Below are 20,044 nucleotides of genomic sequence, written 5' to 3' on the forward strand. Positions count from 1 at the left end.
GTTGGCGGTGACATACAGGGAGGTAGGCATGCGCAGTACGCTGTTTATTTTAGTCTTGATTGCACTGGGCGTAGCCCTGCAAAAAGGCCTTATAGACATTCCTCGCCACTGGGCGCCTTGGGCACCGCTGCATATTGACGACCCCATTACGCCGGTCACGCAACTCAAGCTAAGCCGCTTGGCGGATGACCGCGCAGGCTGTTTAGCTGCGTTAGATACCGTCCCAGATGGTGAGCTACGCTACACACCGTTAGCCGACTACGCTCCCACGGCGAGCTGCCCGCTTTCCAATATCGTGCGCATGCAGTCTAGCGGGGTCGCCTTCAATCAGGGTTTCGTGGCCTCCTGCCCGATGGCATTGGCGTGGGTTATGTATGAACGCCACGCGTTACAGCCTGCTGCCGAGGAGATTATGGGCAGCCGGGTGAGCCAGGTTAACCATGTGGGTAGCTTTGCCTGCCGTAATGTTTATGGTCGCGAAACGGGCAGGCGCAGCGAGCACGCCACCGCCGAAGCGCTGGATGTGGTGGGGTTTCAGTTTGACAACGGCCAGCGTATTACGCTGATCAATGACTGGGATGATGAAGGCGAGGTTGGGGAGTTTTTACGCGCCGCCCGTGATGGCGCCTGCAATACCTTCGGAAATGTATTGGGGCCTGATTACAACGCCGCGCATGCTGATCACTTTCATATGGGCATGCGCGGATTTAGGCTGTGTCGCTAATAGATCAACCACTACTTATTCGAGGTTGATGTCATCTTCATCTGTGGCGGCACCGGTGGCAGCACCAACGCCACCGCCGATAACGGCGCCTCGAACGACACTACCACCCGTTACGGCTGCGGCACCCGCGCCTACGGCAGCACCGACACCGGCGCCGCTAGTAGCGCGCTCCCCGGTGGAGGTACCGCAACCCGCCAAGCCAATGGTTAACACCACCACCGCTAAGAGGGGTAATATCCGTGTCGAATTCAATACCTGAATGTGCATGGTCATCTCCTTATGGGTTACTGCTCTTACACATTAGAGAGAATTCAACTTTTTAGCCATATTAATTATCACTGTTCGATAACTAGGCAATTGGTCAATATCTAGGCAACGTCAGGCAAAGCTATGCACGCTGGGCCACGACGCCATAGGTACGCTTGTCCAGCCAGCGCCCAGCGGCAAAAATCACCAAGCCGCAGAGCGCCAAACCCGCACCAACTAAGCCCGTGCTCGACCAGCTAAAGCCCGCACTGATTGCCAGCCCCGCTAGCCACGCTCCTAAGGCATTGGCACCGTTAAAGGCCGCGTGGTTCAACGAGGCCGCCATGGTTTGGGCATCCTCTGCTACGTCCATCAAGCGGGTCTGTAAAGAAGGCGCCAGGGCCATGCTGGTACCCACCAGGCCAACAAACAGCAGCCCCGTCCACACGTTATTCGCCGCAAAGTAAAACAGCCCCTGGATCACGCCACACCAGAGCAGGATGATGGGTATGGCGCGCATCAGGTTTTTATCCGCCATGCGCCCGCCGATTAAATTGCCGGCAATGGAACCCAGGCCGAAGATCACCAGCACCAGCGGACCCAGCGCCTCGCTCATGCCCGCCTGCTGGGTTAACGTCGGCATGACATAGCTAAAAATTGCGAACATGCCCCCGCAACCGATACAGGCAAGCGCCAGGGTGACCAACACCCGCTGCTTAAGCAGCGCGGACAGTTCACGCACAGGGCTTGCGAGGGTATCGACGGGCTGCACCGGCACATACAGCCGAATTAACAGAGCGGTGAGCAGCGCAATGCCGCCGACACCCGCAAAGGCGATCTGCCAGCCCAACAGGTTACCCGCCCAGGTACCCAGCGGCGCACCGATCAAAATCGCTATGGTTAAGCCCAACATTACCCGCGAAATTGCCCGCGCTCGTTGGTCTACTGGCACCGCTCCCGCCGCTACCAGCGCCGCGATGCCAAAATAGGCCCCATGGGGCAAGCCAGCCAGAAAACGCAGCCCCACGAATGACCAAAACCCCGGTGCCATGGCGCTGGCAATATTGCCCACCGCAAATACAAGCATCAGAATGATCAACAGTGGTCGCCTCGGCACCCGCGCGGCCAGCGCGGAAATCAGCGGCGCGCCGACCACCACGCCCAGCGCGTAGCTGCTTATGGCATAACCCACTTGCGGCACGGTTACGGCTAAATCACCCGCCACGCGGTTCATCAAGCCCATAATGACGAACTCGCTGGTGCCAATCCCAAAGCCACCTAACGCCAACACAAATTCGGCCAGGCGCGGATTACGCGCCAGCCCTTGAGACGACGATGGTGTCGAATCCTGCATGCTTAACTCCTAGGGATACCGCCCGGTTGGTATCTTGATTAGCGTTAAATGATCGCAGGATTAGACGAAAGTAGAAACATGCTGCGTTTAAAAAGTTAGCGGGCGAACTCAATCGTTAAGTTGGGCTGAATAGGAAATATTTGGATAAGGTGCTTGGCGGTCAGGCGCTAGGGGGTTCCACTGAAAGCAAACGCTCACGCAGCTGACGGTTACGCGGCACCAAGCCGGTTTGCAGACCTAGCGGGCGGAATACTTGGTTGAGTAGGGATAGTGTAGGGCTTGCTTTATCGGCCTCTAGATCAGACAAGGAGCGACGGCTGATACCCACCAGCTCGGCATATTGCGTCTGCGACATTCCTAACACTTCGCGGCGTAGTTGGCGCAGCACCTGCCCTGAACTGATCTCTTCCCGCAGCAGCTGTGACAATAGCGCCATAAGCAGCGCCTCACGCTCAATACTAGAGAGTTCTTTGCGTTTCATACCAGCCCCCAGCGACGCAGCTTAGCATCCAGATAATTCAACCCCACCGCATTCGATGCTAACAACGCTTCCGGCACTCCCCGCACAGCAAGCCGATCTTTTAAACCAACCAACTGATTCCCTAGCGTTTTTAGCTCTGCCATCAACTGATCTGATGGCACATAGGCATTTAAATTCTCCGCAATGGCTACCCAGTTAAATTCACGCCCCTCTTCAAACGGCGTCCCCCAGGTGGTGGTACGAATAATACCTTCTGGGTCAGCCTTCATGGGAGCAAAATCGTAGACAGGTGCCAGCCAGATTCCTTGAGGCGTTTTCAACAGCGCCGTATTGCGGCCATGGTTATCGCTATTAGCAAAAGCGACATTAAGCAGGTCGCGTTTCACCCACTCGCTCACGAAACGCGCCGTATCAAAATGACCTCCCGACTCGCGAACGTGGTATTGCTGGCTCAACAGACCAACCAGTGCCTCAATCACGGCAAAATGGTTTAAGAAGCTTCCCGGCTGACACTCCATGACGGAATAAACCGACTCCAGCCCATACAGCGTTCGCTTCCCTGCGGGGTAATCAACATCAAAGCGGAGCAACCACAGCGATGGATAGCGCTCGCCTTCCAGTAGCCGCATGGCCTGAGTGTCGATGGTCGCTACACCCAGTGACACCAGCTCGTGATAGAAATGGTACTCCGCGCGGAGGATGTTGTTATCAAGCTCGGTTCGCTGGCCGCGAGGAAATTTCACCAGGTAATGCGGATCGGTATTCGTCGCATCATCCTGATAGGTATCGATCCAGACCTGATCGTCTGGCGTACAGCGCAGCAATAGCTTCGGCGCTTCACCACCTGCCCCGGTCGCGCCGCCCCCCGCGGCACCCATCTGCTGTGCATAGGCGAGAAAATCACTATCTCGATCCACAACGTCACGTAAGGCAAAACGCTGCTGCTCAAGCGTGCTGCCTGCTGGACGCTCGGGAAGGGCCTCTTTAATACGTAAATTACCCACCGGGGCAATCGTCCCTTTAGCCAATAAGGCGTAATCTTGTTCAGCCTCGGTAAGCGCCGATATTCCCAACTGCGTGACCCAGTAACGGCGGCTGGCCCCAGAAGGCATGATATCGTCTAAAAAAGCGAACCAGCGTGGCGATTGATGAGTATTCATTAACTCAATCGGCAAGCGCAGGCTGCAAGCATGCTCGTCATCGCGATCTAGCCATTTAAGGGCATAATCGGTGATATAGCCCAGTCGCGCAGGCCCTCGGCGTCCTTGCTCTGGGTGCTCAATCACCAGCTCGGCGGCATCGTGCCACTGTCCATGATGAAATGCCTGGATGGTTAGCAACGTGGGCCACCTTAATTGAGCAGTTAATAATTGAGTAGTTTAATGCTCAATAGTCTAGCTCACGGCAATATAATGTGCATTTTAATACTCATAAATAGATAAAAATCCAACTAGTGAGCAATAAAATACTCATTTCTAGGCAGGAGTAGTGATGACATCTAACGACTCATCCTTGAACACCATCAAGCACGCCATGGCAGCACTTGCCAAGGCCGACCCGGATATCGCCCGTGCCCTGCCGCTAGTGGGAGCGCCCTCGCCTCGCGAGCGTGATAAAGGCTTTGCGACATTCTTCTCCACCATCGTTAGCCAACAGCTATCCACCGAAGCGGCCCGCGCGATTATGGGCCGCGTAAATACACTGCTGCCCGAGCTGCACGCCAAGGCAGTGATGGAGGTAGAGGGCCAAGCGCTGCGCGATGCGGGGCTCTCCTGGCGCAAGATCGAGTACGCCAAAGGGCTGGCAGAAGCAGAGTTGGCAGGCACTTTTAGCGCCGAGGGGCTTGAACAGCTAAGCGATGATGAAGCCATTGCCGCGATTACCGAGTTACGCGGCTTTGGCCGTTGGAGCGCTGAGATCTACCTGATGTTTTCGCTGAAACGTCAGGACATTTTTCCCGCCGACGACTTAGCTCTGCGTGTCGCCTTAGGCCGCTTAAAAGGCATGGACGACAAGCCTACGCCCAAGCAGGCGCGTCAGTTGGTAGAACACTGGGCTCCCTGGCGTAGCGTGGGCTCGCTGTTTCTGTGGCACTACTATCGCGGCGAGCCGCTGTAGTAAATGGCCCCTTTGAGCACCCAGTGTCATTACTACCGTTATTTACAAGGAGTCACTAACAATGGCCAACCGAGCTCCAGCCTACCGCGCCAAACCAGGCTCGCCTCTTTTCGTTGACCCGGCTTTTTACAACCGGATTGCCAAAGCGACCGATCAGCGAAAGCTGATAGAAACGCTAGAGGTGCCGATTCGCGACGCACGCGCCTGGAAAGTACCTGCCGGTCACGTGATGCGCTTGTGTACTCGCCAAGGGCCTCAGGTGGGAGATTTCAATCTCTGGTCTTTGCACAACCCACGAGAACGTTTCTGGGCATCACGTACGCGCCAGCTTCAGCGCGCACATGTCAGCGTTCATGACCGTTTATGGTCTTCACTGCCCTATCTTCGGCCAATGGCGACCATCACCGCCGATACCTTGGAGAACTACGGTGTCGACGAGGATGGCGGTCGTGTTCACGATTTATTAGGTACGCGCTGTGATCCCTATGTGAATCATTTGCTGACCGGTGAGGATTTCGACTTCCACTGTCACTCCAACCTGACCCGGGCCGTGGCGCCCTTCGGACTCACCGAGTTTGATGTCCACGATGTGCTCAACGTCTTCCAGTGCACCGGCCTTAATGAACAGGATCAGTACTTTATGAAGGCTTGCCCAGCAAAAGAAGGCGACTACCTGGAGCTATTTGCCGAGATTGACTTACTTTGTGCTCTCTCCTGCTGTCCAGGTGGCGATCTATCGGTTGATCTATGGGGCAGTGACGCCACCGATGACGACCTACTGGCCACCTGCCACCCTATCGGCATCGAAATCTACGCGCTTGATGACACACTGCTCGAGGGCTGGTCGCCGCCAACATCACCTAGCTATCGCGGCAACCATGGCTTGCGCCCGCCTGAAGAGGATTGGAACGCCAAACGCAGTCGATGCTGTTGACGCTCATATCATGCGTCGAGCCCGCCAAATTTGCCGTTCTGATAATCCTCGACCGCTTGGACAATCTCTTCGCGGGTAGTCATCACGAAGGGCCCGTGGGAATAGACCGGCTCATCAATCACCTCGCCGTGGCCAAACAGCAGGCGTGCGTCGCTGCTGGCTTCGATTTCGAGGCTGTTGCCATCGCGATCGATTTCGATCAGATGGTGAGGCTGAACTGGCTCACCGCCCACCTCAACGTCCCCATCCACCACGTAGAGAAACACTTGCCGCCCTGGCGCCACGAATAACTGTTCCTGGCTACCGGCAGGCAGCCGCAGCGTTGACATAAACACGCCGGTCAGCGTGTCGATAGGGCCAACGCTACCCTGCCACTCACCGGCGATCAGGTTCAGCTCACTGCCACCCGGCAGCGCGATAGCGGGGATTGATTCCTGCTGCAGCCCCACGTAGCGCGGTTCACTCATTTTTAAGCGCGACGGCAGGTTGACCCACAGCTGCAGAATTTCAAGCGGACCGCCCTCGCGCAAAAACTCCGGCGGTGAAATTTCCGCATGCACGATGCCGCTACCCGCGGTCATCCACTGCACGCCGCCCGCGTTGATCACGCTTTGATGCTTAGCGCTATCCGCATGGGCCAGCGAGCCCTCTAGAATAAAGGTGACCGTTTCAAAGCCCCGGTGCGGGTGTGGGCCAAACGGCAACCCCCGGTTATTGGCCGGATACGTCTGCGGGCCGTGGTGATTAAGAAACAGAAACGGGTCGAGCTGTTCAAGCTGTGGGCCCGGTAGCGGCCGCCGAGTGACTAAATCACCGATATCATCGCGCTTGGCCGGGTGCTGGGCGATCACCCGGCGCACTGTTTGGTTAGTATCTGATGGCATAACTGACTCCTTATCAATACCGCCCAGCGTAAAACCTACAGCAGAGGATGAGGAGCGAATAATTTGCCCCGTTTCGTTGCAGGAAATTGTTATAAACCACTCAGCGGTTTTCTTAAAACCCGGTCACCACTGTCACGCCCGCCCCTTCGAACTTATCCATGTTCATCAGCGCATCAATGGACTGCTCAAGATTGATGCGTTTGCCAATCAGCTTTTCAGGCGCCAGCTTTCCTGACTCTATCATCGTCAGCATGGCGTCATAGCGATGCGCCTGCATGCCATGACTGCCCAGTATTTCAAGCTCGTGGGCAATGACTTTACTCATGGGAATGGCCGGTGTGCTGTTCTCAGCCAACATCAGCCCAACCTGAACATGCTTGCCACGTTTACGTAGGTTACTGATGGAGTTAAAGCAGGTAGTCGGGTGCCCTAACGCATCCAGGGATACGTGAGTGCCTCCTTGGGTTATTTCCGCAACCGCTTCAACCACATTGGCTACCTTGGCGGCATTAACGGTAGCAACAGCGCCCAATTGACGGGACAGATTCAGCGCGTCTTCCGAAATATCAATGGCGACAACGTTAGCGCCGATAGCATTGGCAATCATCACCGCCGATAGACCTACACCGCCACAGCCATGGACAGCCACCCACTGTCCTGCCGATGTTTTGCCCTGATCCACCACCGCCCGAAATGAAGTGACAAACCGGCAACCCAAACTCGCCGCCGTTGCAAAGTCCAGTGTTTCTGGCAGCGCGACCAAATTCACATCAGCGTAGTGAATACCCACATACTCAGCAAAGGAGCCCCAGTGCGTAAAGCCAGGCTGAAACTGGCTATCGCACACCTGATGATTACCGGAGTGGCACTCTGGACAAGTGCCGCAACCGCCAACGAATGGAACCGTGACGCGGTCGCCAATACGCCACTTTTTTACGTCTTTACCCACGGCTTCGACCACGCCCGACAGCTCATGGCCCGGCACATGGGGAAGCTGGATATCGGTATCATGCCCCATCCAGCCATGCCAATCACTTCGGCAAACCCCGTTTGCCATCACCTTCACAACGACCCCATGCGCCTCAGGCGTAGGATCAGGTAATTGCTGGATGCGGGGAGGAGCGGAAAATTGATCAAAAACAACGGCTTTCATAAAGAACTCCTAAACTATATCGCTTTTTACTTTATAAAGTCTTATGCGGATAAGAAGCAAATTATTGGCCGCTAACACTTAACCGCCCCACGATCTGCATCTCATCACCCTCTGGGCGCACCACGATCATCTCACCCGAGCCCACACCGCTACCCACCAATGCCGTGATATTTACCTGATGGGTAACTAGCAGCAAATTGCCCGGCCCCTGCCATGCGGCAATCTGCTCTTGGGCGGTTTGGGTAATTGACGCTTGATCACCGCGACCACGAAAGAAAGAATCCAGCCAGGGGGTAGGCGCTACAGGCCCCAGCGCCATCAACTCTGCGGTATCCAACGCCCGACACCAGCTTGATGAGTACACCGCCGCAATGGGAATATCCCGCGCACGAAATGCACGACCAGCAACTTGCGCCTGAGCGCGGCCAGCCGCAGAAAGGTTACGCTGAGTCCCGCAGCTGCCACGCTCAAAGCCCGGCGGGTCGCCAATGCCAGGGGCCAGGGAGTGGCGCATTAGAATCACCAAACCACCCTTTTCCAGAGCCTGCCAGGTCGCGTCGTTTGCTTGGACACTGATAGGGAGCATGCCCAGCACACCGAGCAGTAGGGTCAAGGTAAGGTGGCGTAGAGTGGGCATGGGGTGGAGTCCTCCATCGATGGCTAACAAGAACCGCCTCTCGCCCAAGCCCACCGATTGTCTGGGCATGGGCTTTGATGTCACCAACCTTCGCAATATGCGCTAGTTTTATCAAAGCTTTCCAAAACGGAACGCAATGCGTACCGTTTTGAGCTGGCGCACTACCGCACCCTGTTGCGGGTGGAAAATACTCCAGTCCGCGTCTGGTATTTACAAGAAACTATTAATTAAAGCTAGAGCGCCTTTAGCTAGGACTATATTCCCATAATTCTGTGAAAAATTGGAACATAGTCCTTTTCTCTTTTGTGCGAGGATTTGCCAATTTTTAAAATTGGACTATATTCCCATTATATTTTTAACAATGGGAATATAGTCCCTTTATTGGTGATCTTATGGCAAAGCGAAACTTACACAGCGTGCTGTTTCCAAAGCAGCGCAAAATTCTCACCCATTTTGGTGAGGATTTGTTGCTAGCAATGAAGCGACGAGGGTTGACCAAAAAAATGCTCTGCGAGCGAACAGGTTTTGATCATAAAACAGTGAACAAGGTGTTCGCTGGCGATCCTGGAGTGGCAATTGGCACCTATTTGAAAATTATGGCTGTGTTGGGCATGGAAAGTAACTTCTCTGAAGTGGCCGCACATGACGAGCTAGGCATCAAACTGCAAAACATCAAACTTCTGGAAGGTTCAAAATGAGCCGTGAGTTGGTTGAAGTTTATGCAGATTGGCATCCCATTGAGCAACCATTATTAATTGGTCAGTTGGCTTATAGTGACTCAAGTCGTGGCGGCGTATTTAGCTTTGCCTATGACAGAGCTTTTTTAAAATCACCCTACTGTTTGCAAATTGACCCCTTGCTGACTCTGCATGCCGGTGAGTTTCACAATGACGAAGCAGATAAAAACTTTCGTGCATTTTTAGATTCATCGCCAGATCGCTGGGGACGTATTTTGATGCAGCGCAGGGCGGCTATCGAAAATCGCAGAGGTATTTGGTCGAGCAACCGATTAACGGAACTCGATTATTTGCTTGGGGTATATGATTCCTACCGCATGGGAGGAATTCGCTTTAAAAGACCAGACTCACCTCATTTTCTTGATAACAATGCCGAATTTTCGGCCCCACCCATGGCATCGCTTCGCGAGTTAGAGCATGCCGCCATCCAAATTGAAAAAGACGATAACATCGACAGTGATGAATACTATCGGTGGTTGAAAACGTTGATTTCTCCCGGCTCTTCTTTGGGCGATGCAAGACCAAAAGCCTGTATTACTGACGAGCAAAAATACCTGCCATCGAGCTTCTAACCGACCATCACTCTACCTAACCGAAGTCAAGACTTGCGAACTGGTTAGCGAAGGTAAATCGGTTGCAGATGGTTGCATCCGGGTTCCAGCAGATTTTGTACCTGATGGGTTGGTATAGTAGGTCGTTGAGATTGATTGGGAGTGTGTTCATTGTCTTTTTCCCTACCGTTCAAATACTGCAGCAATCACTGCTTCAGGTGCTTTTTTTCGAATACAAGCTTCTGCTACTGATGAAAACTCCATATCGTATTTTACTGTTGCCTTTAAGCGAGCAATCGACATTTCCTTCGTTAGCCAAACCAAAGCATGGACACCATGTTGTGCCCTAGCCCCACGATAGTCTTCAATTATCGATAGACATTCATCCCACTTTTTACCGCGCTTTTGATTTAGGCGGTTAATACGATTCAAACCTAAAATTTCGATAGTTTTTTTCTGCTTTGAATTGCTCTAATTCATCAATACCACCAGCTAATACCGCTACACAGCCGTCATCATCTCTATCATAGGAGATCAGACGTGTTTGGTCAGTTAATGGGTCAATCAATACTGCACCCTCAAGCTTAAGCAGCATCTCTGAGCAATTAACAGCAGCACGTTGTTCGCCAGCAATAATAGGAAACACATCACTTTTTTTACTGTTGATCAAGTGTCCGGCTATTACATAGTTTTTCCAGTTAAACGTGAGCCACCAATAGCCACTTTCGTAACTTCCATCTAGGTTTTTTACACGGCCTTTGGGGCGAAAATGATCTACATGAATCGGGGATATAGATTCTTCGGCTTCGGTGTACCAGCACTTATTGGCAAATTGGCCCATAAGCCAGTTACGGATACGGGCATCTCGCCAGAAGCCTTCATGTTCATCAAGTATAATTTTCCGGGCTGCTTCATCAGGGGCGCCTTGTAATTGCGCAGTTATAGCATCGGCTTCGGCAATCCAATCGGCTGGTGGTGTGCCTGTAACAATTACTTTTCGCATGCTTACACCTTCAACGTCTCAGCCAGCTCTTGCGCGAGCAATGACAAATCATCCATACGTTGCGCTTTTACTAGCTGCTCAATGATCTTCTCGGCCTTAGCATTTTGTTCGTTTAACTCATCTTTGCTAAATAGTTTATCAAGCGGCTTGCTGCGCACTTTGTACATTTGCTCGATAAAGAGCTGATACATCGGATCGCGATATTCTCGTGAAAAACCTAAATCATCAAGGCGAACCACTAGGTAATCAAGTTCTTGCTGCTCCTCATGACTCAAACCTTCATGCTTGCGCTTGGCAAGCAAATCGTTACGACGTTGCAGCATGTTCAAAGTGTGATGGTCTAGAGTAGAAGGCAAACCAAACATCTCACTTTTTAACAAGCCAGATACACCCATCCCTTGAGGATCTTCAACAGGTGACTTGATCAATGTGTCTCCATTGCTTTTACTAATAATGTGAACCTGTTCTTTTCTTAGTGGACCAACCATCATCGGGTCGTGAGTGGTGATCAGGATTTGCGATTCACCTTGCACCAACGATTTTTTTCCAGAACTTAAAACGCCTTCAATATCGTCAAAGTAGCGTAATTTCCAGATAGGATTTAAGTGAGTGTCGGGTTCATCTAATAAAAACAAACAGTGGTCTTCACGGGTGATGCGCATCAGCCCGAGTACGGTGAGCATTTGCAGCTCGCCTTCAGAAAGTTGGGTAAAACTCACCTTGCCACCGTGCTCGTCTCGCTTCTTGACGGTGATACGAACTTCGTCAATTAAATCGCCAATATAAGCGCCTTCGGCATAACGGAAAAAGCTATCAGGCCCACCGACCAGTTCGCCTAGTTCTTTAAATTTTTTATTGTTCGGCACATAAAGGTACAGCTGTTTTTGCTTTTCGGTGCGGCCACGAAAATCAATTTGCTTGCTGGCTTCCTGCTCAATCGGGGCCCAGGCCACTTGCCAGAGTTTATCCAGAAACTCACTGACCACATTGCCACGGGCATACCAAAAGCGCGGATCACCTTCAATCAGTTCATGTTCGTCAAACCTGCCACCACGGCGTTTTTCGCGCAGCCGGTGGGGCTCTTTGAGTACAAACAGAGCGGACTCCAGTGATTCGATATGCAGATTATTCAGTACCTTTTGAAATACCGGGTCGTCGGATAGCAAACAGGCCAGCAGCACCAACTGGCTGTGCCCGCCCCGGCAATAAAACAGACGGCGTAATCGGTCATCACCTAATCTTTCTCGCCGCTTTTGGCGTTGCTCTTCAGCTCGGTCGAGAAATTTAGCTCTTTGTTCTTCAAATGGCTTGAGTTCATTTTGTATTGCCTGATACTCAGTTTGCTCCTCTTCACTCATTTCATTGACTGATTTCCCTTCGAATTTTCTGAGTTCGTCTTGGAGGTCAATTATCCTCGGGGAGTTGGTATATGCGTTCAGTTCGGAATCTGAAAAAACCTCATCAGTGGTGATTTCCTGCCGCTGATTAAAACGCCGTTGATGTTCCTGAAATAACTGCTCGATGCGCTCATTACGGCCCGAGTAGTAAGCAAAAATATGCGAGGGCAGTAGCTCTCGGTTTTTGAGCAGATAGCCTTGAGATTCGCTTTTGCCATTGACCCACACATAAGGGCGTTTTTGTTTGGCGGTATCCGCTTCAATACGCACGATATGTCCACGAATTTCATATTCCAGGGTGTAATCAAAGGCGGCTTCCTGATCGAGATCCACATCACGAAACAAGGTGATCAACGCCTCTATCAGATTGGATTTGCCGGTGCCGTTCTGGCCGATCAAGGCATGGCTGCGAATGCGTTTGGCAGGCTCATTCGTGGCAACACCTGCGACCGGCTCCAGCTCAGTGGTAAAGGTCATCGCAAGCTGGCTCAGGTTTCTGAAATGCGGAATGGCTAAGGTACGAAGCTGCATAGGATGTCCTTACTCTACTTTTCCAACATTTCAGCGGGTGCGGGCTCTAATAGCCAGCCATAGGTCACTTCGGTTTTGAGCTGTGCATAGAAAGCATCAATTTCACCGCCAAAACGCTGCCATAAATCTTTGGCACTCATTTCACCATTATGACGGGCTAGAATCGTAGCCAACGGTGCCTGGGCTTTCACATCGGGCGTAGTGCCCAAACGTACCGGAGCCACGAGTTCGGTTTGTGGGGCTTTCATGGGTTCCTCTTCTTGTTCGATGGCGATGCCGATGAGGGCGGCAACAGATGCCACTGCCATATTTTTTGCCAAACTCAATCGAAATTTTGTTTTTTCTTCCAGTGCATCACAAATGCTCATCAACTTTTGCAACGAAGCGAATATGAGCTCTTGGATTTCCAAAGGTGGCAAGGGAATAGGTAGCTCATGGATAACTTGCCGAGAAACATTTCTCATTGAGTCGCTCGTACCTGTAGCTCGATCCTTGTAGTAGGCTCGCGCATACTGCGAATTATTAACAAGGTTGGCCCAGGGCTTTAGTCTTTCATCAAGGAAAGAGAGCCTGACAATTTTGTCGCTCATCAATAGCTTTGTTGGGCAACCTTCAGGTGCAATAACACTTCGAGCTACTAGTTCAGCGGTATTTGCTCTAGAAAGCATAAAGTCACCAGGCATCACTTCGCATAACGGCCTAGCCTCTAAAGATATGGGTAATCTTTTGTTTTCTTCAGGTTTGAATTCACCCCACGTTACCGCGCTTACTTTTAGAACACCCCATTCGTCACCACGTCGTTGCTCTGCTTCGCATTTCGGACTCCAGCCAGATTCAGAGCCAGCCAGCAACTCTTCCAGCAGAATCCAGCGCCAGCCAGAAGGCAAAGAGACTTCTTCGTTGATCTTATTAATCTTCGCGAATCGCTTCCCTGTTTTTTTACTCGACAGTGTCTCCAAGTATGAATCTAAAACAGAAATATCAGTTGGAAGGAGATTTGAGTCTAAGGCCCCATAAATAGCTAACTCTGACAGAAGCTTCCGCAAATCTTCGACATCGTCCGGCGCAGAAAATAACTGTCCAAAGTTGGCTTCCAGTCGCAGCCAGTTTTCTTGCAGCTCATGGGAGCTTTGGCTGTTGGCCACGGCTTGCAGAGTGGCGTGGCGCAAATGATTTTGCAGGGTGCGGCGTTTTTGTTGCTGCGTTTCCAACTGATCACATAAGGCCATCAGCTCATCAACTTTGGCGACTATGCGAGATTGTTCATCAGTTGGCGGCAACGGCATAGCACAAAGTGCAAAGTAGTAGGTGGGTAAACGTTTTGCCCAGCAGTACCTGTCATGCTGGCTTCGCCCTTGGCTCTAAATAAAGGCGAGCGAACGAAAAGGTATATATAAGCAGGATTTATATCTTGGCTTATGGGGCGGAAAACATGAAATTCTGTAGAACCAGCGCCAATATCAAATTCAAGCCCACGAACCACCGCTGATTTGCCGTTTTCAAAGCACGGCGTAATTTTGCGCGAGCAACACATCGCCGTTAGCAAAATGGGTGTAACCTTTGCTGATTTCTGTCCAAGGTTTTACTACACCTGCAATAGCTTCTGAGTGATTCTCAGAAACTGCGGCCATAGGAACAAATGTGGCCATAGCTACAGATTCGCTATCAGTTTGGGCTTGATTGCGGGGATTAATTTCACCTAGATCCAGTAATCGACTCCATCGCCAACCGGGCGGAATTACAATAGCTGGGGGTGTTAATGGTGCAGACTCAAGCTTGGGTGAACGCTTAAACTTTTTCTCGGTAATAAGGCGCTGGCGGATACGAGCAATGTTCAATAGTGCAACGTCCGCAGTACCATCTTCTTCTAGCTGAAGTGTTAACCTTCCCGTTACGGCAAGTTGATAAACCAACTCCCGTAACTTCGCCACGCCCCCCGGCGCATTGACGATATGCCCAAACTCAGCCAAAAACTGTTGTGCGTCCATTTAGCTGTCCTCGCCACGGTTTTCGAGGCGAGCCCGTGAGTTTTCAATGGCCTGATGCAATTTGGCTTGTAGTACTTCTTTGGGGGGTAAAGCAGTCAAATATTCAGCGACATGGATGCCGCTGGCATCCAGCTCTAACAGTTCGATTTGCTCCTGCTTTTTACCGGTGCACAGAATAATACCCAGCGGCGCAGCTTCGCCCGCTTCCTGTTCATGCTTGGCAAGCCAACGCAGATACAACTCCATTTGGCCTTTGTGCTCGGCTTTAAAGTCGCCCAATTTCAAGTCAATAGCGACCAACCGTTTCAGCCGGCGGTTGTAGAACAGCAGGTCGATGTAAAAATCATCGTTGTCGATCTGGATTCGTTTTTGCCGTGCGACAAAGCTAAAGCCGGCCCCTAGCTCCAACAGAAATTGCTCCAGATCGCGCAGAATAGCGTCTTCCAGATCTTTTTCCAGGTAGCGGTCATTCAGGCCCAAAAAATCGAGAACGTAAGGGTCTTTGAGCACTAGGTTTTGGCTCAGCGAGCCTGTTTGGCGCAGGTTGGCTAATTCTTGCGTTAGCAACATTTCAGGTTGTTTAGACAGGGCGGTTCGCTCAAACAGAAGGATGTTTTTTCTTTCCCGCAATTGGCGCACACTCCAGCTCTCCTGCGCGCACATTTGACTGTAAAAGTCGCGCTGAAGCGTATCTTTTAGGTAAATCAGCTCTAAAAAATGACTCCATGACAATTGTCTCGACAGTGTCGAGACAATCTGGCCATCGGGGTAAGCCTCGGCAAAGCGCAGCATGTGACGCAGGTTTTTGGCAGAGAAACCGCGGCCGTACTCCTGTTCTAATTGTCTCGACAGTGTAGAGACTATTTGCTCGCCATAGGCAGCACGCTCACCCTGAAGCACTTCATGGTGAATACGCTGGCCAATTTGCCAGTAGAGGATCGTTAGTGCGCTGTTGACGGTTGTGGCCAGTTGCTGGCGACCCTGCTCAATCAGCGTACGGATATCGCCGAGCAGTTGTTGTTCAGTCGGTAAAGCTGGCTTGCTCATGCGTCTTCTGCCTCTGGTCTAAAGTGGTGAGCAAGGGCTGCCGCCAATTCGCTTTTGAGCTGGTTTTCGGTTTCTTCAATTTCACCCAAGAGTTGTTTGTATTTGACCAGTAGCTCGTCAGGGTCGTGGCTTTCTTCTTCGGGGCCATTCGGATTTTTAATATCCAAATTAAAGATGGGCCAGTAAAGACGGTCGCCTGCGGATTGGGCGTCGCGGGCTTTTAAGCGCAGCGTTTCACTTTCGCTGCGTAAGCTTTCAATTTCATCGTCCACGCTTTGGCGTTGTGTTTTATCGTTGTTTCCTTTAACAGAGCCCCGCAAGTCACGAATGCGGTTTTCCAATGTGCTGGCTTGGTTATTAAGCTGCTCAGCATTATCCCAATGCGGTTTGGCGGCAGCTTCGGCCTGTTCGCGCTTAGTTTTAAAATCGACCTTCGAAGCAAATTCGTTTTCCTCACGGCTGGCAAAGTCATCGCTTTCATCGCCCCACCAGTCTTGCTCGGGTTTAAATTCTTCCAGGCGTATGGGTTTGGTTTTGCTATAGCTTTTGTAGCCCGGTGGATAAGGGTGTTCGTAAAACCAAATGGTGTCGGTGTGGAAATGCTCGCTGCCATCATCTACTCGCGCGCCTTTGGTAAAAAACAAAAGGTTGGTTTTGATGGTGGTATAGGGGGCAAACACGCCTTTAGGTAGCCGGATAATGGTGTGCAGTTTGCACTCTTGCAGCAGCAGTTTTTTAAGCGTGCCTTTAATGCCATCACCAAACAAAAACCCATCTGGAAGTACCACGGCGGCACGACCGTTTTCTTTTAATAGCTTTTTGATGATCAGCGCCATAAACATATCGGCGGTTTCACGGGTTTTTAAGTCAGTCGGGTAGTCGCCACCTACCGTGTCATCTTCATAGCCACCAAAGGGTGGGTTGGTGATGATACAGTCAACTTTTTCGTTAGCACTCCATTCGTTCCAGCCCTTGCCTAAGGTGTTTTTATGTTCGATCTGGCTGGGAATATCAATTTCGTGCAAAAGCATGTTGGTGGTGCATAGCAGGTGCGGTAGTTGTTTTTTCTCAATGCCGCGAATAGCAGCTTCAATAGCGTGCTGTTCCTTTGTGCTAGATTTATTAGTGCGCTGTTTACGCAAATGGTCGATGGCGGCGGTTAAGAAGCCACCAGTGCCGCAAGCTGGGTCGAGCACGATCTCGGTGCGTGGCTTCAATCGAGGGTTTACTCGGTCAACCATAAATTGTGTGATGGCGCGAGGGGTGTAAAACTCGCCCGCATTGCCTGCACCACGCAGGTCATTCAGCAGTTGCTCATAAACATCACCAATCTGCGAACGAGTTTTGAAGTCGTGAAAGTTAATGGCTTATTCAAGCTTTTCGATCACCGCCAGCAACTGGGTGCCAGACTTCATGTAGTTGTTGGCATCTTGAAAGACGCTGCGAATGACCTTGTGTTGTGGGCTGGCGTTGGCGTCCAGCTCTTTCAGTGCCGGAAATAATTGATTGTTAACAAAGCCGACGATATCCGACGGGGCCATTTTATGGGATTTTTTGCCTTGCTCATCGTCATTCATTTTGGCCCAGTTGCGCCAGCGAAAATCTTCCGGCAGTGGTGATTGATAGTCGGCGTTATCGTCTTCCCACTCTTCTTCGCGCTGGTCAAATACTTTTAAAAAGAGCAGCCAAGTGAGCTGACCCAAGCGCTGCGCGTCACCATCGACGCCATCGTCTTTGCGCATGATGTCTTGAATAGATTTTATGGTGCTGCTGAGATTCATTAGGTTATCCAGTACTCGTAATTAAGCGCTTTGATCGTCGTAAAGTGCTTTTTCTAATTCGTGAATGGCTTGGGTGTACTGCTCGACGCCACCAAAAATGCCGCGACGGATTTGAGTTTTACTGCCGAATTGGTCGAAAGGGGGCAGCTCCAATACTTTGGCATCTTCAATATCTTGCACGCCGTGGTGAGCAAATTTTTCCAGCAGGGCTTCGAGCACGACGCGGGCTTGTTCGCCGTATTTAACGAATACATCGCGTTTTTTGACCTTGTTAGCACGTTCGCGCCGGGTGAGAGGCTTCTGGTTAAAAGCGACATGAGCCACCAGATCAAAGGCATCCAACTCACTACCGTTAGGAACGGCTTGCTGCAATATTTCCAGCGGTATCCCGTGTTCGGCAAGTTCTTCCAGCACCGCTTGCTTACGCTCGGCCTCATTCCAACGGCGCAGAAAGTCGGTGAGGTTGCCAAACTCAGCCTGCAGGGCTTTTTGAATGTCGGCCTTGAGTAGCACTCTGTAGTCGTCGGTAATCAACTTGCCGTCGGCGTCCAGATACTGTTCGAGTATCACAGCGACCCGAACGTTGACATCCCCGATCACGTATTTGGTGCGGCCTTCTCTCTCTCCTGTTTTGCGGCCATCATCAAACCCGCCGGTTGTGCCGGTATCGTAAGGTGGAGACTCCACTTCACCAATACCAGGAGTGCCTGTGATATCGGGTTGCAGGTCTTTCGGCGGTAGGTCGTCAGGGGGGATTACCGGATCATCAGGCTTGGGTTCGTAAATAACGACGGGGTCACCATCAAAATCCGGATCAGCAAACAGTCGTGTGGCACCCTTGAAGTCCATGATGGTGAAGTAGAGCTTTTGGTAATCCTCGCGCAGGCGAGTGCCACGACCAATCATTTGTTTAAATTCGGTCATGGAATTGATGTTTTGATCGAGCACAATCAGCTTGCAGGTTTTGGCATCTACCCCGGTAGTAAGCAACTTAGATGTGGTGGCAATGACCGGATAGGGCTCGTCGTTATCAATAAAGTAGGAAAGCTGGGCTTTGCCTTCGTTATCGTCACCGGTAATGCGCATCACATAGCGGCGGTTACTAGCGGCTGCTGGAATCAGTTTTACCAGGGCTTGGCGCATGCGCTCGGCGTGGTCTTGATCGTCACAAAAGACGATCGTTTTGGCAATGGGGTCGGTGGCTTTCAAATACTCCCAGACTCTTCTAGCCACCAGTTCGGTGCGTTTTTCCAACACTAAGTTGCGATCAAAATCTTTGGTGTTGAACTGGCGCTGTTCCACCAATTGGCCGAGTTTATCGATCTTGCCTTTTTCGGGTGTGTAGCCCACGGCATCCACATCCGTGGCTATACGAATCACTTTGTAAGGGGCGAGAAAGCCATCTTCAATGCCCTGTTTGAGCGAGTAGGTGTAAATGGGGTCGCCAAAGTAGGTGGTGTTGCTTATGTCTTTGGTTTCTTTCGGCGTAGCGGTTAAACCCAGATGGGTGGCGCTGCCGAAATACTCTAATATATCACGCCAAGCAGAATCATCCGCTGCGCTGCCGCGGTGGCACTCATCAATCACGACCAGATCAAAAAAATTTGAGGGAAACTGGCGGTAGATTTGTTTCCACTCTTCTCGGCCGGTCACCGCCTGATAAAGAGCAAGGTAGATTTCGTAGTTCTTTTTGGCTTCTCGATTAGTGACCTTGTGCATAACTTCGCCAAAGGGGGCAAAGTCTTGTTGCATGGTTTGATCCACCAAAATATTGCGGTCGGCCAAAAACAAAATGCGTTTTTTGGCTTTGGCTTTCCATAACCGCCAGATGATTTGGAAGGCAGTGTAGGTTTTTCCGGTGCCCGTTGCCATAACGAGCAGCACACGCTGCTGGCCTTTAGCAATTGCTTCGATGGCGCGATTAATGGCAACACGCTGGTAATAACGGGGCTCTTTGCCACTACCATCGCTATGAAAGGGTTCCTCGACCAGTTTCACCGCTTCCGGCGCTACCAAGCCTTTCCATTGCTGATACAGAGGCCACAAATCTGCCAGGGATGGCAACTCATTGAGTGAGATCTCTCGTTCGATAGGCTGAGTAATGCCGGTGCGATCATGCAGCAAAAAACCTGCTCCGTTGCTGCTGATAGCAAAAGGGGCATCTAGCATTTCGGCATAGGTCAGCGCCTGCTGCATGCCGTGGCCGACTGAAAATTTTGATTGTTTGGCTTCAATAACGACAATGGGCACGCCGGGGCTGGCGTAAAGCACATAATCAGCGCGCTTAGGGCCGCCCTTCGCATTGGGATTTTTCACCCGCGCAGCCAGCTTTCCCCGCACCATAACGCGACCATCGGTAAGATTCACTTCTTCCCGAAACTGATTCTGTTGCCAACCCGCCTGCAGAATGGCTGGCGTTATGAACTTGGTGCAGATGTCTCGCTCACTGAGCTGGTGCTTATCCATCGAGATGCATCC

At 51.5% G+C, this 20,044-nt stretch carries 21 protein-coding genes; 5 read left to right on the forward strand and 16 right to left on the reverse strand.

The features are described 5' to 3' along the window. Positions 1–28 precede the first annotated feature (28 nt). On the forward strand, positions 29–724 hold the full coding sequence (locus QHL1GM_RS12675; RefSeq protein ID WP_071694805.1) for an extensin family protein: 696 nt from the start codon (positions 29–31) through the stop codon (positions 722–724). A gap of 15 nt (positions 725–739) precedes the next feature. On the opposite strand, the gene QHL1GM_RS12680 is transcribed toward QHL1GM_RS12675, so the two are convergent. The 4 genes from QHL1GM_RS12680 to QHL1GM_RS12695 form a co-directional block, all read right to left on the reverse strand. Further along, positions 740–991, reverse strand: coding sequence for a hypothetical protein (locus tag QHL1GM_RS12680; protein ID WP_071694806.1), 252 nt, complete (start codon positions 989–991; stop codon positions 740–742). A gap of 121 nt (positions 992–1,112) precedes the next feature. After that, the gene (locus tag QHL1GM_RS12685) at positions 1,113–2,324 is read right to left on the reverse strand and encodes an MFS transporter (RefSeq protein WP_071694807.1); all 1,212 of its coding nucleotides are present in this window, start codon (positions 2,322–2,324) and stop codon (positions 1,113–1,115) included. 160 nt (positions 2,325–2,484) lie between these two features. Further along, positions 2,485–2,805 carry a helix-turn-helix transcriptional regulator gene (locus QHL1GM_RS12690; RefSeq protein ID WP_071694808.1) on the reverse strand — a complete coding sequence of 107 codons (321 nt, stop codon included), beginning with the start codon at positions 2,803–2,805 and terminating at the stop codon, positions 2,485–2,487. Next, positions 2,802–4,145 carry a type II toxin-antitoxin system HipA family toxin gene (locus tag QHL1GM_RS12695; protein ID WP_071694809.1) on the reverse strand — a complete coding sequence of 448 codons (1,344 nt, stop codon included), beginning with the start codon at positions 4,143–4,145 and terminating at the stop codon, positions 2,802–2,804. The genes QHL1GM_RS12690 and QHL1GM_RS12695 overlap by 4 nt, the downstream gene beginning before the upstream one ends. Positions 4,146–4,296: 151 nt before the next feature. On the opposite strand from QHL1GM_RS12695, the gene QHL1GM_RS12700 reads away from it, so the two are divergent. Continuing rightward, positions 4,297–4,923, forward strand: coding sequence for a DNA-3-methyladenine glycosylase (locus tag QHL1GM_RS12700; protein ID WP_071694810.1), 627 nt, complete (start codon positions 4,297–4,299; stop codon positions 4,921–4,923). A gap of 61 nt (positions 4,924–4,984) precedes the next feature. After that, positions 4,985–5,857, forward strand: coding sequence for a DUF1989 domain-containing protein (locus QHL1GM_RS12705; RefSeq protein WP_071694811.1), 873 nt, complete (start codon positions 4,985–4,987; stop codon positions 5,855–5,857). Between the two features lie 8 nt (positions 5,858–5,865). Here QHL1GM_RS12705 and QHL1GM_RS12710 read toward each other — a convergent pair whose 3' ends face one another. From QHL1GM_RS12710 to QHL1GM_RS12720, 3 genes are all read right to left on the reverse strand, one after another. Further along, positions 5,866–6,741 carry a pirin family protein gene (locus tag QHL1GM_RS12710; RefSeq protein ID WP_071694812.1) on the reverse strand — a complete coding sequence of 292 codons (876 nt, stop codon included), beginning with the start codon at positions 6,739–6,741 and terminating at the stop codon, positions 5,866–5,868. Between the two features lie 112 nt (positions 6,742–6,853). Then, complete coding sequence (locus QHL1GM_RS12715; protein WP_071694813.1) at positions 6,854–7,894, reverse strand: zinc-dependent alcohol dehydrogenase family protein; 1,041 nt, start codon at positions 7,892–7,894, stop codon at positions 6,854–6,856. Positions 7,895–7,955: 61 nt separating this feature from the next. Next, positions 7,956–8,531, reverse strand: a complete 576-nt coding sequence (locus QHL1GM_RS12720) for a histidine phosphatase family protein (RefSeq protein WP_071694814.1) — start codon at positions 8,529–8,531, stop codon at positions 7,956–7,958. Positions 8,532–8,923: 392 nt separating this feature from the next. On the opposite strand from QHL1GM_RS12720, the gene QHL1GM_RS12725 reads away from it, so the two are divergent. Next, positions 8,924–9,229 carry a helix-turn-helix transcriptional regulator gene (locus tag QHL1GM_RS12725; RefSeq protein WP_008957106.1) on the forward strand — a complete coding sequence of 102 codons (306 nt, stop codon included), beginning with the start codon at positions 8,924–8,926 and terminating at the stop codon, positions 9,227–9,229. Further along, the gene (locus tag QHL1GM_RS12730; RefSeq protein ID WP_254795305.1) at positions 9,226–9,840 is read left to right on the forward strand and encodes a hypothetical protein; all 615 of its coding nucleotides are present in this window, start codon (positions 9,226–9,228) and stop codon (positions 9,838–9,840) included. The genes QHL1GM_RS12725 and QHL1GM_RS12730 overlap by 4 nt, the downstream gene beginning before the upstream one ends. Positions 9,841–10,002: 162 nt before the next feature. Here the strand turns inward: QHL1GM_RS12730 and QHL1GM_RS19230 are convergent, their stop codons facing one another. The 9 genes from QHL1GM_RS19230 to hsdR all read right to left on the reverse strand — a co-directional run bounded on the left by QHL1GM_RS19230 (position 10,003) and on the right by hsdR (position 20,032). Continuing rightward, positions 10,003–10,251, reverse strand: coding sequence for a hypothetical protein (locus QHL1GM_RS19230; protein WP_139245618.1), 249 nt, complete (start codon positions 10,249–10,251; stop codon positions 10,003–10,005). Further along, a complete protein-coding gene (locus tag QHL1GM_RS12740) occupies positions 10,238–10,822 on the reverse strand; it encodes a hypothetical protein (RefSeq protein ID WP_071694816.1) in 585 nt (194 codons plus the stop codon). Before QHL1GM_RS12740 ends, QHL1GM_RS19230 begins: the two co-directional genes overlap by 14 nt. A 2-nt stretch (positions 10,823–10,824) precedes the next feature. After that, a complete protein-coding gene (locus tag QHL1GM_RS12745) occupies positions 10,825–12,750 on the reverse strand; it encodes an AAA family ATPase (protein WP_071694817.1) in 1,926 nt (641 codons plus the stop codon). 14 nt (positions 12,751–12,764) lie between these two features. Next, the gene (locus tag QHL1GM_RS12750) at positions 12,765–14,036 is read right to left on the reverse strand and encodes a restriction endonuclease subunit S (protein WP_071694818.1); all 1,272 of its coding nucleotides are present in this window, start codon (positions 14,034–14,036) and stop codon (positions 12,765–12,767) included. A gap of 213 nt (positions 14,037–14,249) precedes the next feature. After that, positions 14,250–14,738: a hypothetical protein gene (locus QHL1GM_RS12755; RefSeq protein ID WP_071694819.1), complete on the reverse strand. Its 489-nt coding sequence runs from the start codon at positions 14,736–14,738 to the stop codon at positions 14,250–14,252. Further along, entirely contained in the window at positions 14,739–15,785 is a 1,047-nt protein-coding gene (locus QHL1GM_RS12760) for a YhcG family protein (RefSeq protein ID WP_071694820.1), read from the reverse strand. Next, positions 15,782–17,149, reverse strand: coding sequence for a class I SAM-dependent DNA methyltransferase (locus QHL1GM_RS12765; protein ID WP_368087071.1), 1,368 nt, complete (start codon positions 17,147–17,149; stop codon positions 15,782–15,784). Before QHL1GM_RS12765 ends, QHL1GM_RS12760 begins: the two co-directional genes overlap by 4 nt. A gap of 3 nt (positions 17,150–17,152) precedes the next feature. Continuing rightward, positions 17,153–17,566: a type I restriction-modification system subunit M N-terminal domain-containing protein gene (locus QHL1GM_RS19740; RefSeq protein WP_254795306.1), complete on the reverse strand. Its 414-nt coding sequence runs from the start codon at positions 17,564–17,566 to the stop codon at positions 17,153–17,155. Between the two features lie 21 nt (positions 17,567–17,587). Then, positions 17,588–20,032: an EcoAI/FtnUII family type I restriction enzme subunit R gene (hsdR, locus tag QHL1GM_RS12770; RefSeq protein ID WP_071694821.1), complete on the reverse strand. Its 2,445-nt coding sequence runs from the start codon at positions 20,030–20,032 to the stop codon at positions 17,588–17,590. Positions 20,033–20,044: the final 12 nt, after the last annotated feature.

The organism is Halomonas sp. QHL1, from assembly GCF_001882345.1.
Lineage (GTDB): Bacteria > Pseudomonadota > Gammaproteobacteria > Pseudomonadales > Halomonadaceae > Vreelandella.